Source organism: Paenibacillus sp. HJGM_3 (assembly GCF_045062745.1).
Taxonomy (GTDB): Bacteria; Bacillota; Bacilli; order Paenibacillales; family NBRC-103111; genus Paenibacillus_AA.
On record NZ_JBJGED010000027.1, the window covers coordinates 67,954 to 84,165 of the forward strand.

Below are 16,212 nucleotides of genomic sequence, written 5' to 3' on the forward strand. Positions count from 1 at the left end.
ATCAGCAAACGACCTTGAGATGCATAAAAAACTCCCAGGGCCCGAGAGAGTGGGGGTCTCGCCCCCTTATGGCCATTATCCCCACGGCTCAGGAAATGGGATCGAAGGTGACTGAATTCGGATAACAACAGACAAGACATGCACAAGGGGACACCGAATCAGCAAACGACCTTGAGATGCATAAAACTCCCAGGGCCCGAGAGAGTGGGGGGGCCCGCCCCCTTATGGCCATTATCCCCTCGGCTCAGGAAATGGGATCGAAGGTGATTGAATTCGGATAACAATAAACAGACATGCGCGAAAGGACTCCGAAAGAGAAGATGAGCAAATAACAACTAATTCATAGTGTAATCTTATGTGAATGGTTAAGCAGCGGCTGTTGTCAGATCGGCATAACGAATCTTCTTGGAGGAAGCACAATGGGTGAGCAAAGACAAAAATGGAGGCTGGTCGAGAAGAGATTGGTTGAACCGGTAGCCAAATTCGTTCAAGTAGGCTTGAAGATGTTTGCGGCCCAGACTGTGAAAAGTCGTATTGATCCATCGGCAGGCAGCACGGGCTACTTCCAGGAGCGCTCGAATTCGGTTTCGGGCGTATTGGTTTTTCACAAACTCCAAATCATGTGCTTGAGGATCGATATGCCGATTTGTGAAAAATTGAATGCCGGAGCGAAGAATCCCCTTAGACTCGTTCATATGTTGGTGGACATTGAGCAGTACGAGCTTAATTTGTAGAGGGCTGCCTTGTTCATCCACCGAGGAACCAACGAGGAACGGGTGCTCCTGGGGGTGCCGAAAAACAGAAGGATTATGGGGTCGCCCGTAACAGGCGGGATTCACTCGAACGATACCGGACAATAGACGGTCATCCTCAGATTCGCTTATTGCGTGACGGATTTTGTGCAGCATCAGCCAAGCCGTCTTATATGTAACGCCGATGATCTCGCTCAGCGCAGCTGCAGTGGTGCCGCATTCGGATCGTGAGAGTAACCAGATGGCCAAGAACCACTTCCGGAGATCGGTACGACTCCCTTCCATCACGGTATCTGTAAGCAGGGAAGCCTGATAACTACACTGCCGGCACTCATATAGCGGCAGCCTGCGAGAAGTCATCAAATAGGCATGTCCATGACCGCATCGAGGACAAGCATACCCTTCGGGCCACTTAGTTTGAAATAACTGTTCCAAGCAGGCCTGCTCCGTTGGAAATGATCGATCAAACTCATCAATTATCGAACTCGGAATCATTCGAAATCACCAGCCAAATAGAACGTATGTTTGCATTTTGATTTTACCAAACATTTGTTCTCTTGTCCAGAGCTCGGGTAAACCAAACCTAATGACAAGCTTGATTCCTGAGTCAAGGGGATAGTGCCCATAAGGGGCGAATGGTGCCTTTGTGGAGGGGAAGTCTACCTCGAGGGGCTCTTGTGGAATGATACAGTAGCGAAGGGTACTCAAGGTAATGGTACTAGAGAAAAGGCAACTCGGTGTATACGCGTCTGTATCCGTGCAAGAGTAGTTGAAGAGTGGATCGGAGTCGGTACGAGTGGGTTCAGAATATGGAAAGGGAGCCGAGAGGTTGCCGGGGTCGGCGCTGTTTGTAGGGTTAAATAGAAGGTGGGGAAAATGCAGCTGGGGTGAAGTGGGGTTCAGAGAGGGTACGGAGCGAGTGTAGCTGGGATGAAGCGGATTCAGAAAGGGTACGGAGGGAGTGTAGCGGGATTGCAGAGAAAGCAGTTCGGGGTTCAGTGAGTGCGGAGTGGACACAGTGGGGAAGCGGGAAAGGTTCCGCAGTATTGGAGTGGGTTCTGGGGAAGGGAACACATCTGATTATGAAGATCGGGTAAAGGAATAACAAGCTTTCACAAAAAATCACATGTAAGCGTCATCAGGGAGTCGGTATCATAAAAGCATAAGATTGATTCACCCATACAGGACAAGCCATTTGACAGCAGGAGGGGATGTATGATGGCCGCTCAACCATCCGCGGCAAGCCGGACCGCCGCTAACAGGAAGCCGGCGCCCTCCCTAGCGGTACCGAAGAAGCGTAATTATTTTGTGAAACATTGGCCGATTTACTCGATGATCCTGCCAGGACTGCTCTTCTTCGTCATTTTTAAGTATATTCCGCTTGGGGGAAGCGTCATCGCTTTTCAGAACTACAACATTTTCGACGGGGTGTTCGGCAGTAAGTTTGTGGGATTTAAGCATTTCGAAAACTTGTTCGCCTATCCGGAGTTTTACCGCATTTTCAGAAACACCTTGCTCATCAGCTTATACCAGCTTGTATTTGGCTTTCCGGCCCCTATTCTCTTGGCACTGCTGCTGAATGAGGTCGGGAAGGCGGTGTTCAAACGCACGGTCCAGACAATCCTGTATTTGCCTCACTTCTTATCGTGGGTTATCGTCGGGGGTTTGGTCATCAATTTCTTGTCGCCTAGCGCAGGGCTCGTAAACGATGTGATCGAATGGTTCGGCGGCGAGCCGATCTTCTTCATGCAGGAGCCAAGCTACTTCCGGACGATTATCGTCTCCTCCGGCTTGTGGAAAGAGATCGGATGGAGTACGATCATCTACTTGGCGGCCTTGACCGGCATTAATCCGGACTTGTACGAGGCCGCGGAGGTCGACGGAGCCGGCAAGCTCCGGCAAGTGTTCAGCATCACGCTTCCCAGCATTCTGCCTACCATCATGGTGCTCTTGCTGCTGCGAATCGGGAACATTTTGGACCTCGGCTTCGAGCAAATCTACATTTTCCTGAACCCGCTGGTGACGGAAACCGGTGAAGTGTTCGACACTTACATTTACCGAATCGGGCTGTTGGGCGGACAGTATAGCTATACGACAGCAATCGGGCTGTTCAAATCGGTCATCGGTTTCGTGCTGCTCGTAGGGGCCAACTTCATCAGTCGCCGGACAACCGGCAACTCGATCTATTAAGGGGGGGGAACGCTCATGATTAAACCGGCAAGTTCCCGACGCTCGTTTCTAGTATTCAACTACGCCTTTCTGACGCTGTTCAGCATCTCGATGCTCGTTCCGTTCCTTCATATTTTGTCCGGCTCGTTCAGCGGCAACCGGGCTTTGCTCGAAGGTAGAGTCAGCTTGTGGCCCGTCGATTTCACATTGTCCAACTATGCGGTCGTCTTCACGGATCCATCCATCTGGAGATCGTTCGGCACTACGGTGCTGATTACCGTCCTGGGTACGGGGATCAACTTGGCGATGACGTGCTTGATGGCATACGGGCTTTCGAAAAGCGACCTTAAAGGACGCTCATTCATCTTGCTGCTCGTCCTGTTCACGATGATTTTTCAAGCGCCTCTCATCCCGACATATTTGCTGGTCAAATCGCTTGGGCTGCTCAACAGCATCTGGGCGTTGGTTCTCCCGGGCGCGATCAGCGCGTTCAACATGATTATTATGATCTCGTTCTTCCGGAATATCCCGGACGGTTTGCTCGATTCCGCCAAAATCGACGGCTGCGGCGAGTACCGCACGTTGCTGCAAATCGTGGTGCCGCTTTCGAAACCGTCACTGCTCACGATCGGTCTTTTCTATGCGGTTGGTCATTGGAACAGTTATTTCGCCGCTATGATGTATGTTCGTAATCCGGCGCTGCATCCGCTGCAGGTCAAGCTGCGGCAGCTTATCGTAGAGAGCGACGTCGAGTCGATGATGCAGAATACGGTCGCCTCCATGCAGTCGGTGGAAGGGATCAAGATGGCGTCGATCATGTTCGCCACACTTCCGATTCTCGTGATTTATCCCTGGATCCAGAAGCATTTTGTCAAAGGCTCGATGCTAGGTTCCGTTAAAGGGTAAATTATATAAAAGACAACATGAAAAAGGAGAGGGTTTCAAGTGAAGATGAAGAAAACGTTTTCCGTCTTGCTGAGCACGGTGCTTGTCGGTTCCGCCTTGGCAGGCTGCGCCTCCAAGGATGAAGGCGGCACGTCGCCGTCGAATGGCTCGGGCGGCTCCAGCACTCCCGCTGCCCCTGCGAAAATCAAGGTCGCGTTAGGCACCGGCAACTTGGCGTACGTAACCGGTTCACGCGATATCAACAGCGACAAGTACGTGACCAAGCTGGAGCAATTGTCCAACACCGATCTGGAGCTGCAGCTCATTCCGCATGAAAACTACTCGCAAACCATCACGCTTATGTTCGCCAGCGGCGAAATGCCCGACCTGCTTCAAACGAAAGGCATCAACACCCCGGAGGTAGCGCCGGCCGTCGATTCCGGCAATCTGATGCCTCTGAACGAACTGATCGATAAATACGGCCCCAACTTGAAAAAATACGTCCCTCAAGAGTCCTGGGATTCGGCTCGGGTGAGCAAGGACGGCAAAATCTATGGAATCCCGCAAGAAAACCCGATCCGCAACGGTACGGTCACTTACATTCGTCAAGACTGGCTGGACAAGCTGGGTTTGAAAGCGCCTAAAACGGTAGATGAGTATATTACGGTCCTAAAAGCGTTCAAGGAAAAAGATCCGAACGGCAATGGCAAAAACGACGAAATTCCATTCACGGCGCGCTCGAAATTCTCGTTCGGCAACGCATTCTTCGGGGCGTACGATGTCATTCCAAGCTTGTGGAAATATCAAAACGACCAGCTCGTACCGAACTTCATCCGTCCCGAAATGGTAGACGCTCTGAAAACGTACCGCAAGCTGTACGAAGAAAAGCTGCTAGACAACGAGTTCCTCGTCATGGCTGGAAAAGACTGGGACGCTAAAATCAAGGGCTCTGCCGTAGCCGGCATGTGGGCACACGCCGCGACCTATCCGGACAAGTGGCAGTCGGACGTGCAAGCGGGCGATCCGAACGCCAAAGTAGCCGTCATCTCTTCGCCGGTTGGCCCAAGCGGCAAGCCGGGCGCCGTGGACGAAATCGGCTCCTCCGTGTCCGACTACGTCTGGACCCTTCCGAAGAATACGAAAAATGCGGCCGAGGTTATCAAGTTCCTCGACTGGTACTACAACCCGGACAACAAGGACAAGGACAACTTCTTGCTGTACGGCCTTGAAGGCACGGACTACACGGTAGAGAACGGCAAAATCAAGTACAACTATCCGAAGACGGCAGAAGAGACCGGCGCCGAATTCATGCACCAAGGCTGGTTGGCCTTCACGGGTCCGAAGAAATACCTGACCGACGAGGAGTACATCAAGAATAAGCCGGGCGGCGACAAAATTTTGGCAGCGCTGAAGGTCGCGCAAGCCGAAGGGGCGAAAAACGACGGATTGGGCATGCCGAGTCTGCCAACCCTCCAAGCGCGTCCAGAACTGAAATATGACGGACTGTGGCTGGAGTTCGCCTCCAAAGTCATCACAGGCAAAGAGTCTGTTGACAAATTCAACGATTTCGTAGCAGATTGGAAGAAACGCGGCGGCGATCAGTTGATCAAGGAAGCGACCGACTGGTACAAATCCACTCAGAAGAAATAAGCAGTCATGCCTGGGCGCCCCCGATGCTTCATCGGGGGTTTTCCGTTCAGGCGACCTTAAGGGAGGGTTATAGTGTGGAGAGGAAGCTGCATCTGATTTGCAATGCCCATCTCGATCCGGCGTGGCTATGGGAGATCGAGGAGGGTGCGGGGGAGGCGTTGTCGACGTTCCGAATCGCGGCGCAGTTCTGCGAGGAGTTCGACGGGTTCGTATTCAACCACAACGAGGTAATTCTGTACCAGTGGATCGAGGAATACGATCCTGCCTTGTTCGCGCGCATTCAGAAGCTTGTGCGGGATGGGAAATGGCATATCATGGGCGGCTGGTATTTGCAGCCGGATTGCAATATGCCGAGCGGGGAGTCGTTCGTCCGGCACATGCTCGTCGGGCGGCAATACTTCGCGGAGAAATTCGGGGTGAAGCCGACGACGGCGATAAACTTCGACCCGTTCGGCCATACGCGCGGGCTTGTGCAGCTGATGGCGAAGGCCGGCTTCGACTCGTATATCGTCTGCCGTCCCGGCGACAACGACTGTCCGCTTCCTGCGGAAGACGTGAACTGGATCGGATATGACGGCTCGTCGGTCATCGTCCATCGGGCGTACAAAGCTTACTTGTCGGGAAAAGGAAAAGCACACCTGAAAGTACAGGATTGGCTGAACGACCATCCCGATCGCCAAACCGGCATGCTGCTATGGGGCATCGGCAATCACGGTGGCGGTCCGTCGCGCGTTGACTTGTCGAATCTCCAGGAGCTGAAGGAACAGACGACGAGTCATGTCCTTACGCACTCCACGCCTGAGGCGTACTTCAGGGAACTGCGCGAGTCAGACGCGGAGCTGCCCTCCCACGAAGGGGATTTGAATCCATGGGCGGTCGGCTGCTATACGTCGCAAATCCGGATCAAACAGAAGCACCGGAAGCTCGAGAACGAGCTGTTCCTGACGGAGAAAATGATGTCGCATGCCGCTCTCGCCGGCTTGGTCCCTTATCCCGCGCAGGCGATTACGGAAGCGCAGCAGGATTTGCTGATCGCGCAGTTCCACGATTTGCTGCCCGGCTCTTCGGTACAGCCCGTCGAAGATTACGCGCTGCGGCTGATGGATCACGGCCGGGAAATATTGGCCCGTCTCCGCTCAAGGGCGTTCTTCGCCTTGACCGCGGGCGAACGCCAGGCAGAAGAAGGCGAAGTGCCCGTATTCGTCTACAATCCGCATCCGTACAAGGTGAAAGGATTGTTCGAGTGCGAGTTCCAGCTGCCCAAGTCTTCCAAGGGCCAATATGCGGATATCGTCATGCATCGTAACGGGGAGCCTGTGCCTTGCCAAGTCGAGAAGGAGCTCAGCAACTTGTACATCGATTGGCGCAAGCGGGTCGTCTTTTACGCGGAGCTCGAGCCCGGGCAGCTCAACCGGTTCGACTGCACGGTGCGGTTCTTGGACGAGAAGCCGAAGCCGGCATTGCAGGCAGAAGACGGGAAGCTGGTGTTCCATAACGGCCGGCTGAAAATCGTGGTAAATACGGCTACGGGGCTCATCGACGAGTGGACGTTGGACGGCGTTGCCGTACTGGCGCCAGGGGCGATGCAGCCGATCGTCATGGAAGACAACGATGACGCCTGGGGCAGCCAAGTGCAAAGCTTCCCTAAGCGGATCGGCGCGTTCAAGCTGATGACAAAAGCCCGGGGTTCTCGGATGTCGGGTGTCCGCGGCAAACCGATCCCATCCGTACGCGTCATCGAAGACGGGGAAGTCCGTACCGTCATCGAAGCGGTGATGGAATATGGCAGCTCCACTTTGGTGCAGCGGTATGCGTTGCCTAAACATGGCTCGGATGTCCGCGTTGACGTGCAAGTGAATTGGAACGAAACCCGTAAAATGCTGAAGCTCGCCGTGCCGACGATATGGAAAGAGGCGGCATATCACGGCCAAGTAGCGTATGGCGTGGAAATGCTGCCTACGAACGGCCGCGAGGTTGTCACGCAGAAATGGGTTGCCGCGGTAGGCGAGGAGACCGCTCTGACGTGCGTAAATGACGGCATCTACGGCTCGGATATGTCGGACGGAGAATTCCGGCTGACGCTGCTTCGATCGCCGGGGTATTCCGCGCTTCCGGGCGGAAAGATGAAGCACACGATGCCGAACGACCGCTATTCGAGCCGCATCGATCAGGGCAGCCGCTCGTATTCGTTCTGGTTCCAGGCGGGGCCAGCGCAACAGCGGCTCGAGGATATCGATCGCGAGGCGCTTGGCTACAACGAGAAGCCATATATTTTGTCGTACTTCCCATCGGGAGCCGGCGAGTCGCCGCAGCCGCTTGTCTCGCTGAGCGATCGCGTCGTGCAAGTGGCGGCGTTCAAGCAAGCTGTGTCGCAAGATACCGGCGCGGCTGGCGGTGAAGGAGAGAGCTACATCGTTCGGCTGTTCGAGCCTACCGGTGAGGCGCGCGAGACGGTTTTGTCCATTCCGCTGCTTGGCATTGAGAAGCCGGTTCGCTTGGAGGGCTTCGAGGTTAAGACGTTCCGTGTAAATGTAGGATCGAGGGCGATCGTGGAAGATACGTTAATGGAGTCGATCTAGGAGTCGATCTAGGAGTCGATATAAGGGGGAGAGAGCAAGTGAGCTTGCAACAGTTAGCTATCCATGGCGGAACGCCGGTCCGAACGGAGCCGTTTCCCGCCTGGCCGATATTCGGGGAAGAGGAGGAACGGCTCGTTCTGGAGGTCGTCCGCTCCGGCAAGTGGGGCGGATCCAACCGCAACAAGCTGCCGGAGTTCGAAGCTCAGTTCTCCGCTATGCATGTAGCGAAGCATGCAGTAACGGTCGTGAACGGTACGATCGGCTTGACGATCGCGCTGCAGGCTAGCGGCGTCCGTCCTGGCGACGAAGTGATCATGCCGCCCTACACGTTCATCGCGACGGCGTCGTGCGCGCTGCTGTTCGGCGCGATCCCGGTGTTCGTCGACGTCGAACCGAACTCGATGCTGCTCGATCCCGAGCTGGTCGAAGCGGCCATCACGCCGCGGACGAAAGCAATCATCGCCGTTCATATCGCGGGAGCGCCCGCGAATATGAACCGGCTGAAGGAAATCGCCGACAAGCACGGGCTGCGTCTGATCGAGGATGCGGCGCAAGGCGTCGGAGCAGCGTGGGACGGGCACTCCGTAGGCGCGCTTGGCGATTTTGGGTCGTTCAGCTTCCAGTCCGGCAAAAACGTCACGTCGGGCGAAGGCGGCATCCTGCTGACGAACGACGAGGCGCTGGCCGATATGGCCTGGTCGCTCGCCAACGTCGGGCGCGTCCGGAACGGCGCCTGGTACCAGCACGAGCACATTGGCTGGAACTTGCGGATGACGGAGTTCCAGGCGGCGATTCTGCTCGCGCAGCTGACGCGATATGACGCGCAGCGGGAGCTGCGTGACCGCAACGCGCGGCTGCTGAATGAGCGCGTACGCGAAATTCCCGGCTTGCGGACACTGCAGCTGGATTCCCGGGTCACCAAGCATGCCCACCATATGTTTATGTTCGCTTTGGACATGGAGGCGGTCGAAGGGAAAATAACGAAGGACACGTTCATCCGCCAGATGAATGCGGAAGGCATTCCGCTGCTCCCGGGTTACATTACGCTGAATAAGAACAAAGCCGTCTTGAACGAGATTGAAAAATGGACGGGCGAGCGCCGCGAGACGAGCTGTCCGGTCAGCGAGCGTTTCGCCGAGCAGGAAGGGCTCTGGCTGCATCAGAACGTGCTGCTCGGCAGCGAGTCGGACATGGACGATATTGTGCGGGCCTTAACCAAAGTGATCGGAGCGAGCCTATAGGCATGCTCCGTCCGCTAGGAGGAGACAAGGATGAAGCTGGCAAAAATAGGGGTATTGCTCGATCGGGCGACGATGGAGCGCCGTTGGCAATTCCGCCTGAACGTCTTCGAGCAGTATGTGCTGGAGCTGCTCGGGCATCGGGGCATCCCGTATTCGATCCTTCACTCCATGGAGGAGTTGGACGCGCCGGGCGCGGCGTATGACCTGCTGCTCGTCGCGGTAGCGCCGGACACGCGCGCCGCAGCCGATCGGTTGTGGGCATACGCCGCCGAAGGAGGCCGCCTGATCGCCTGCGGCGGCCTGAACGCGCTCGCGCCGCGCCTCGGCTACGTCCGCGGCGAGACGGCGGGCACCGGCTATGCACGGCTGCCGGAGGCACTCGGCGCGGACCGGCCGCTGCGCTACTTGCAGGCTTTCCCTTGGGTACGCCTGCAAGTAGAGGCGGCGTCGGCGGCGGACGCTCCGGCAGCGGAGAGCGTCGGCGACATGGCCGACGGCCGGCCTGACGGGCCGCGGCTCGGCCCGGCGCTGCAGCGCTTCGCGATCGGGCGAGGGCGCCTCGACCGCTGGGCGGTCGATGTGCCCGGCACGATCGTCGGGCTGCAGCAGGGCGGGGGCCCCGTGTTCGAGGACGGCGTTCCGGCGCCGGACGGCACGGCTGCGGTCGATGACGGCGTGCTGAAGGCCGACGACGTCGTCGAGCTGAACTGGACGTGGGACCGGCTGCACACGGAGACGGGGGCGCCTTACTTCGCCCACCCGTACGCGGACTTGTGGCGCGAAGTGTTCGTCGGCCACCTCGTTCGCTCGGCGGCGGAGCTCGGGCTCTCGCTGCCCTTCGTCGGCTATTGGCCAGACGGCATGGAGCAAGTCGCCCTCGTCTCGCACGACAGCGACGGCAACCAGGACGTCCATGCCGCCTCGACGCTGCAGACGCTGGCCGATTGCGGCATCCACTCGACCTGGTGCATGCTCGAGTCCGGCTATTCGGCCGAGATGTACGAGCAGATCGTCGCGGCCGGGCATGAGCTGGCGTTCCACTATAACGCCGTGGAAGCGGACAACGGCTTCTGGGACGGCGAGGAATTCGCCCGGCAGGCCGAGTGGCTCCGGAGCGCGACCGGACAGGACCGGATTGCCTCCAACAAAAACCATTTGACCCGCTTCGAAGGCTGGGGCGAGCTGTTCCGCTGGTGCGAGACGAACCGGATCGCGTCCGATCAGACACGCGGCCCGAGCAAGAAAGGGAACGTGGGCTTCATCTACGGCACATCCCACCCTTATTTCCCGATCGCCTGGGCCGATGAGCGCAACCGCACCTACGACGTGCTTGAAATCGGGTTTCTCACGCAGGACCTCGACATCGGCAAGTGGTCGGACAGCAGCGTGATCGTGCCGTTCCTGGACGAAGTCCGGAAGGTCGAAGGCGTGGCGCACTTTCTGTACCATCAAGTCCATATTCACAACCGGGAAGAAGTTCGCCGCTCGATGCGCTATCTTGCTGAAGAGGCCCGGAAGCGCAACTATGTCTTCTGGACGTGCGAAGAGATCAACGACTGGGAGCGGGCTCGCCGGGCTTTGAACGTGTCCGGTCTGGATGCGGAATCGGTTGTGATGGCCGTCGATAGTAGGGAGGACGCTACCTGGAGCGGGGGAACCGATTATGACGCGGTTGTCTGGGTCCCTGTATCGGCTAAAGAAGCGGAGTTGGATGGAATCGTTCTAAAATACGGCGTGCCTTGCCGAAAACAGCAGGTGCGCTTGGGAGGACGAGGCTGATGAACCCGAATGCCGATCTGAAGCTGGGCCGGTTAGGCGTGCTGCTCGACGCCGCGTATTGCGAGAAGCGATGGGCGCTCGGCCTGAATGTGTTCGAGCGGTCCATCACCGAATGGTTGGGGCGTGCCGGGTTGACGTTCGAGCTGTACGAAACGGCCGCCGAAGCCGTGCAAGCGCGCCCCGACCTTTTGATCGCGGCGGCGGACTCCGACCGGGAGACCGCGGGCCGGCTGTGGGCGTACGCCGAGCAAGGCGGCACGCTCATCGCCTACGGCGGCTTGAACGCGTTCGCGGCCAAGCTCGGCTGCATGCGAGCCGGGGGGACCGGCCCCGGCTACGCGCTGTTGCCTGACGGGCGGTACACGGCGGACCGCCCGCTCCGCTTCTTGGGCGCCGAGCCGTGGCGCGCCCGTCCCGAAGCCGACGCCGCCGGGGAGGCGGTCGGCGAGCTGCGCCGCGCGGGCCCGGACGGCGAGACCGCCGGGCCCGCGCTGCAGCGCTTCGCGATCGGCCGGGGGCGGCTCGATCGCTGGGCCGTCGCCGTGCCGGCGACGCTCGTCGGCCTGCAGCAGGGCACGCGGCCGGTGCTCGAAGACGGCGTCCCCGCGCCCGACGGCAGCGCCGCCGTGAATGACGGCGTCCTGAAGGCCGACGACGTCGCGGAGCAGGACTGGACGCTCGACCGGCGGATTACGGAGGCGGGCGAGCCCTACTTTGCCCACCCGTACGCAGATCTATGGAAGGAAGTCCTCGTCTCGCATTTGCTGCAGACGGCGCTCGAGCGCGGGTTCACGCTTCCGTTCCTCGGGGATTGGCCGGAAGGCGTCTCGCATGTGGCGCTACTGTCGCTCGACAGCGACCATACGCAGGACGAGGAAGGCACGACGACGCTCGAGCTGCTGGAGGAATGCAGCGTCCCCGCCACATGGTGCATGATGGCGCCGTGGTACAGCCCAGCGCTGTATCAGCGCATCCAGGCGCAGGGGCACGAGCTGGCGCTGCATTACAACGCCGTCCCGGTGGACGGCGGCACGTGGTCGGAGACGGCATTCCGCGAGCAGGCCGAAGCCATGAAGGCATCGGCCGACTTGCCCGGGATCGTCTCCAACAAGAACCACCTCACCCGCGTGGAAGGGTGGGGCGAGCTGTTCCGCTGGTGCGAGGCGAACGGGATCGCCTCCGAACAGTCCCGCGGGAACAGCAAGAAAGGCAGTGTCGGCTTCCTGTACGCCACGGCGCAGCCTTACTTCCCGATCGCCTGGTCGGACGAGCAGAACCGGTTCTATGACGTGCTGCAGATCGGCTTTCATTATGGCGATTTCCTGCAATGCGACCCTAGCATCATCCGGCCTCTTCTGGAGCAAGCGGCTCACGTGCGGGGCGTCGCGCATTTCGTATTCCACCAGATTCACATTCATCGGAAGCCCGCCATTCGCGATTTCCTGCGGAAGTATGCGGAGACGGCGCGGCAGTTGGGTTTCGTCTTCTGGACCGGGCAGCAAATTAACGATTGGGAGCGCGCCCGACGGAAAGTCCGCATAACCGGGATGGGCGCGGATGGCGTCGTCGCTGTAGACTTGCCCGCTTCCGTGCCGAGCGGGGCGATCGTTTGGATTCCCTGTTCCGAGGAGACTACGGTCGGCGGACCTACCGAATACCGGTTCGGCGTACGGTGCCGCCGGCAATTATTATGATCAAGAGGTGAACGTTCATCATGGACTATACCCTATCCACACATATCTGGAGCGTGCCGCCGGTCCGATGGGAGCGGGCGGCGGAGAACGAAATGTCCCGCCGCTTGCACGGCGTATTGCTCCGCTGGGTGCCGTTCGCGGCTCAGCAGTACGGGCGCTGGGAAGGCCGTCCGAACTGCGGCCATTTCTTCGGCGGCACGTTCTGGTATCAGGCCGATTCTGCCCATGTATCCGCAATCTTCGCCACGCTCTCCAAGCTGGGGGAGTTCGATGAGGCGGTGACGGGCGGCATTACGCAGGCGCAATTAAAAGCGATGGCGATCTCCGCGATCCGCTACATGGGCTTCACGCACGACACCGGTCCGGCGGATTGCGTCCGCGCCGCGGGGGTGTTGCCCTATACGAGCGAGAAAAAGTGGGGCGGCCGGGGCGACAGCTTCTTCATGGCGAGCCAGAACGGGCGCAGCGTAGCCGCGATGGCGTGCGCCGCCTGGCTGCTCTGGGACGACCTGGACGAGGAGACGAAGCTCCTCGTGCAGAACGTGACGTCCAGCTACGCCGACCGCTGGTGCGACGACGAGCCTCGCAACGGCGTGTACTACGACACGCAATGCGAGGAGAACGCCTGGACGGCCGCCGGCATATCGGCCGCGCTCGCGATGTTTCCCGAGCATCCGCACCGGGACGCTTGGCGGAAAGGGTTCGTCAATTGGTCGATGAACACGATCTCCACGTTCAAGGACCGGCTCGCGCATCCGTCCGGTCTCGTCGATACGACCGACGGGATGAAGGTGAGCACCGTTACGTTCCATCCGGACTATACGTCGGAGAACCATGCCTTCGTCCATCCGAGCTACTATTCGGCGGGGACGAATCTGCGGGCCGTCCATGCCGTGCTCGCCCTCATGAGCGGGCAGCCGGTATTGGACAGCGCCCTGCACAACAATGTGGCGCTCTACGAACGGACGATCAAGATTTGGTCGCAATTCGACGGCTTGAACGTGCCGGTGCAAGGCCAGGACTGGTGGTACAACCGGCAGCATGAGCGCCAACTGACTCACACGATTCTCAATGTGCTGCACGGCCATCCGGATGCTGCGAGGTTCGCTCGAAGCGCCCTGACGAGTATCGAGTCGATCCAGTCGAGCAACTCGAAGGGAGCATTGCTGGAGGAGAACGGGGAAGAGTGCGTCATCAACCGGGCGCACGCCCAGTTCGCCAAAGATCTGGAGCACGGCTCGGCGTACGACCTGGTTATCTCCTACTTGCTCCACGCGTTCGGCGGGCCCGGCGCCGAGCCGAGCGAGCCGGCGGAGATGGAGCGGCGGCTGGCCGGCGTCTACAGCTACCCGTTCGGCGGCTCCATCATCCAGCGCACGCCCGATACGTTCACGAGCTTCACATGGCGCAACAACGTCATGGCGCTCACGTTGCCTGCTCACGGGTTGTGGAACGTAACGCCGCTGTATGCGAGCTATACGGGAACGCTGCAGGTGGAGGCGCTGCATGAAGAGACTCAGGCCGTCCCTCAAGCGCTGTCCAACGAAGCGATTATTCGCAGCGCAGAGAAGGAGCAGATCCACACGCTCGACCGGGGATTCGGAGCGGTCGTCACGCTTGCCCGCGGCAAGGGAAGGGAGCTGCGGCAGGACGTCGCCTTCATCGCGCTGCCGGACGGGAAGAGCGTGTACGTGGAACATAGCCGTGTCGAGAAGCCCTGCCGCATCGTGAACTGGCAATCCGGCACGATCGGCATTCGGAACGAACGGTACGGGGCGATGCCGCACCTTGCACCAGGGGAGCGAACGCTTTATTTGGAGAGCGGCAGCAAGACCTTCCAAGGTTTTTACGGAAAGGAGCCGGACAGGATCGAGTCGCTCGGCAGACAAGCCTATGTGAACATGGACAACAAGATCGGCTACGTCCTGTTTGGAGGGTCCGGTGTGCGATACTGGAATCGGCATGAGTATCCGAAGTGGAAAGGCGTGGAGGATATTTTGACGCTGAACGACCGGGGAACCGTGGCATATGACCGACCGCAGGCGCTCGCTCCGTTCGCCGTCGTGTCGCTGCCGAATCAGACGGCGGCCGATACCGCGTACAGCCGGGTGAACACGCATCGTTGGGAGACGGGACATGGAGATATCGAGCTGTTCGACGTGGACGGGACGCTCGCTTATGCTTCCTTCGCCGAAGCCGACACCGTGATCACGGCCGCCGTTCCGTTCGAAGAAGGTACCGTGAGCGTATTCGGAGGCAGCTATGAGATCCGGAACAGCGTCTGCACATGGACGGGACGAATCGCCGCCTACCGCAGCGGGTACTGGACGAGCCGCTATCGGCTCGAGGTGGAGAACATCGAAGCGGCCCATCTGGAAGTGATCGCAGCGGATACCCGCACGATCCTCCTGAACCGCTCCGATCACGAACTCTCGGTCTACGTGACCGATCGGGGCTCCGGGCGCCGCGACCGAATGGTGATCAGTCCCGGGGCTTATGCGTTAGTGTAGCTTCCCGGTACTGCTTGGGCGGCATGCCCCGCAATTCCTTGAACACTCTGGTAAACGTGTGGGGATGCTCGAAACCGACTTCGAAGGCGATATCTACGATGTTCATGGTGGTTGTTGCGAGCAAGCTGGATGCCATTTCGACGCGCAGGGCGTGGAGGTAGTCGGTTAATGTTTGGCCTACATGCTGCTTGAAGATCCGGCTTATGTAAGAAGGATGCCAGTTGAACGTACGGGCGAGGGAAGTGAGCGTTATTTCTTCTTGAAAATGCAGATGGACGTACTGCAGCAAATCCAGCACTTTACTTGGAGCAGGAAGCGCAGGTGTTGGGGCAGCAGCATAACGATGGGCGCTCCGAACGAGAAACACAAGCGCTTCGAGCAATTTGGAGCGCAGCAACGAGTCTTTGGCATAGTGCTCGCTCTCATATTCCCGCTGCATGGCGGTAAACAGCTGTTCCATGTACTGCGTGTCCTCTTCATCCAGCTCGTAATGGGAGGGCAGCTCCTTGCCGGTTCGGAGCAAATCGTTAGCCAGCGCAACATCGGTGGGACACGAGAACAGCAGCTGGAAATCGAACATGCAGTTGAATTTGTGCACGTTGGGCCGGTCGATCAGAATTTCATGCATATGATGCGGGAGCAGAAGAGAGACGGTCCCTCGACGGAACCGGTGCGGCTTGCCGTTCAAAATCTCGGTCCCGGATCCGCCCAGGACGATGCTCAGCTCGGCAAAATTGTGGTGATGGAGCGGATAGTTGAACTGCATTCGCTTCTCCAGGATAAAAATGGGCAGCCGGCTCTTGCCGTACAAGCTGTGCGTCAAAACGTCCTGGTATACCGGAGAGTAGGTCATCAGCGCATCCCGCCTAGTTTTTTGCCTTTATTGTAACACAACCGACGAATCGCGAAGAAGCGGACTTCCCCTGGAGGAGAGGTCCGCTTTTTCAGGTTGG

10 protein-coding genes and 1 pseudogene are annotated in these 16,212 nt (G+C 58.6%); 8 read left to right on the forward strand and 3 right to left on the reverse strand.

All coding sequences use genetic code 11. The features are described from left to right. Window positions 1-365: 365 nt before the first annotated feature. Together ACI5FR_RS25445 and ACI5FR_RS25450 are read right to left on the reverse strand one after the other, a co-directional pair. Window positions 366-1,001, reverse strand: a complete 636-nt coding sequence (locus ACI5FR_RS25445) for a transposase (RefSeq protein WP_405459700.1) — start codon at window positions 999-1,001, stop codon at window positions 366-368. Window positions 1,002-1,073: 72 nt separating this feature from the next. Then, a pseudogene (locus tag ACI5FR_RS25450) lies at window positions 1,074-1,247 on the reverse strand (transposase); the annotation flags it as partial. A gap of 723 nt (window positions 1,248-1,970) precedes the next feature. On the opposite strand from ACI5FR_RS25450, the gene ACI5FR_RS25455 reads away from it, so the two are divergent. The 8 genes from ACI5FR_RS25455 to ACI5FR_RS25490 all read left to right on the forward strand — a co-directional run bounded on the left by ACI5FR_RS25455 (window position 1,971) and on the right by ACI5FR_RS25490 (window position 15,259). After that, entirely contained in the window at window positions 1,971-2,942 is a 972-nt protein-coding gene (locus ACI5FR_RS25455) for an ABC transporter permease (protein ID WP_405459638.1), read from the forward strand. A gap of 15 nt (window positions 2,943-2,957) precedes the next feature. Beyond that, window positions 2,958-3,827, forward strand: a complete 870-nt coding sequence (locus tag ACI5FR_RS25460) for a carbohydrate ABC transporter permease (protein ID WP_405459639.1) — start codon at window positions 2,958-2,960, stop codon at window positions 3,825-3,827. A 45-nt stretch (window positions 3,828-3,872) separates the two neighbouring features. Then, window positions 3,873-5,456: an extracellular solute-binding protein gene (locus ACI5FR_RS25465; protein WP_405459702.1), complete on the forward strand. Its 1,584-nt coding sequence runs from the start codon at window positions 3,873-3,875 to the stop codon at window positions 5,454-5,456. A gap of 74 nt (window positions 5,457-5,530) precedes the next feature. Next, window positions 5,531-8,035, forward strand: coding sequence for a glycoside hydrolase family 38 N-terminal domain-containing protein (locus ACI5FR_RS25470; RefSeq protein ID WP_405459641.1), 2,505 nt, complete (start codon window positions 5,531-5,533; stop codon window positions 8,033-8,035). A gap of 38 nt (window positions 8,036-8,073) precedes the next feature. Then, window positions 8,074-9,276 carry a DegT/DnrJ/EryC1/StrS family aminotransferase gene (locus ACI5FR_RS25475; RefSeq protein WP_405459642.1) on the forward strand — a complete coding sequence of 401 codons (1,203 nt, stop codon included), beginning with the start codon at window positions 8,074-8,076 and terminating at the stop codon, window positions 9,274-9,276. Between the two features lie 30 nt (window positions 9,277-9,306). Further along, a complete protein-coding gene (locus tag ACI5FR_RS25480; RefSeq protein ID WP_405459643.1) occupies window positions 9,307-11,055 on the forward strand; it encodes a polysaccharide deacetylase family protein in 1,749 nt (582 codons plus the stop codon). After that, entirely contained in the window at window positions 11,055-12,749 is a 1,695-nt protein-coding gene (locus ACI5FR_RS25485) for a polysaccharide deacetylase family protein (protein ID WP_405459645.1), read from the forward strand. The genes ACI5FR_RS25480 and ACI5FR_RS25485 overlap by 1 nt, the downstream gene beginning before the upstream one ends. 20 nt (window positions 12,750-12,769) lie before the next feature. Next, window positions 12,770-15,259 (forward strand): hypothetical protein, encoded by a 2,490-nt coding sequence (locus tag ACI5FR_RS25490; RefSeq protein WP_405459646.1) that lies wholly within the window; start codon window positions 12,770-12,772, stop codon window positions 15,257-15,259. Here ACI5FR_RS25490 and ACI5FR_RS25495 read toward each other — a convergent pair. Beyond that, complete coding sequence (locus tag ACI5FR_RS25495) at window positions 15,231-16,112, reverse strand: helix-turn-helix transcriptional regulator (RefSeq protein ID WP_405459648.1); 882 nt, start codon at window positions 16,110-16,112, stop codon at window positions 15,231-15,233. The two genes, ACI5FR_RS25490 and ACI5FR_RS25495, sit on opposite strands and share 29 nt — an antisense overlap. Window positions 16,113-16,212: the final 100 nt, after the last annotated feature.